The following is a 1,540-nucleotide window of genomic DNA, read 5'->3' on the forward strand; positions in this document are numbered from 1 at the left end:
ATTCACCCCATTATACAAACTCCCACTAATAAAAGGCTTGTCTATATCATCATCTAAAAATGAAATAATAACTTCATCTCCTATTCTAGGTGTATGGTAAAAACCTGAATGATTGCTTGCTACATTACTAGCTACTCTTAAGAATGGACTATGGTGATACATGTTTGTTTTATTATCTAATTCTTCTTGATTAGCATAAAGATTAATCCTTACTTTTACTCTTCCATATTCATCTGTATATATGGTATTTCTTTGATTTTCTATATTAGAATCTTCTCCTATAACTATACCCATGGTATTAATTGGAGGTTTTGGTTTGGATTTAAAACTAGGTGTAAAGGTTAAAAAAGATGGGGTAAGGGTTAAATTATTTGTATAAGATTTGCTTAGATTTAAGTCTTTAATATTTAAATTATCATTGGTATTGATAGTATTAGCTAAAATAGCATCATCAATTAAAATTTGTTCTTTTGCTATAATGGTATATTCTTTGGTGGTTTCTTCTTGAATATTAATTTTAATACTTTCATTTAAACTAAGATGATAAATATTGCTTTTTGCTTTTAGTATATTATTAAGCATAGTGTTTCTTTTTTCTTTTAGGGTAGGGGATTGTTTTAAATTAATATTTTGTGTAAAGGAATACTCACTTTCATAAGAATGCTCATTATAATGTGTATTGGCATTTTGTGCTTTAGTGCTTAAGGAATATAAACTTAAAGGTTGTTTGGAATTATTACTAGAATGAGTAAAAGCATTAGTTTGTATTTGTTTTTCTTTATTTAGTGCGTAAATACAAGTTTCATTAAGATGGTTGTTGATATTAGGATTAAAAACTATATCTTTTATTTTGCCTTTATGAGTATAAAAATCATAAAAATAAATATTATCTTTATCTTCATAAAAATAAATACCATGATTGTGTGCTAATCTTGTGATAAATTCTAAATCACTTTCATTGTATTGAGAAATCAATTCTTTAGTTTCATATATATGATGAATATTAGAAAAATCAATGTTTTTATTTAGCTTGGTGTTATAATAGGCTAAGGTTTGTTTAATTACTTCTATTATGTTTGTATGAGTATAAATACGATTTGCTTTATTAAAATCAAGTCTTATTAAAGGAGAATGCAAGTTAAACTTAAAAAAATGTTTATGGTTTAATTGTTTAAAATTTTCTTTTACAATATTGCTAGCACTGCCTTGATTAACACCTAAATAGTCAACATAAGATATTATTCCCCGATAAATCATATCAATATTAGTTGAAAAGTCTATCTTTTTGTTTTCATAAGGATTTTTAATTATAAGTGAAGCTTCTTTATCAATAAGCATATTAGGATTAAATTCAATATTATCATCACTAAAAATATCATTATTGATATTTTCATAAAAACCTTCACATTCACATAAAAAGATCTGATCCAAGCTTTCTTTTATAATGGCTTTTGTGATTTTAAAATCAAGTTTGTTAATTTTTAAATTAAGATAAGAGTTGTTTGTATTCATTAAAAAAACCTTTGTTGGTATTGGGATT

1 protein-coding gene is annotated in these 1,540 nt (G+C 24.7%); it reads right to left on the reverse strand.

Translation table 11 applies throughout. The features are described from left to right. The coding region (gene vgrG / locus L8Y18_RS08510) for a type VI secretion system tip protein VgrG (RefSeq protein WP_147575767.1) at positions 1-1,512 on the reverse strand (1,512 nt) is incomplete at its 3' end. Between the last annotated feature and the right edge of the window lie 28 nt (positions 1,513-1,540).

Origin of the sequence: Campylobacter sp. CNRCH_2007_0968H (assembly GCF_025773245.1) — a bacterium.
GTDB lineage: Bacteria > Campylobacterota > Campylobacteria > Campylobacterales > Campylobacteraceae > Campylobacter_D > Campylobacter_D lari_D.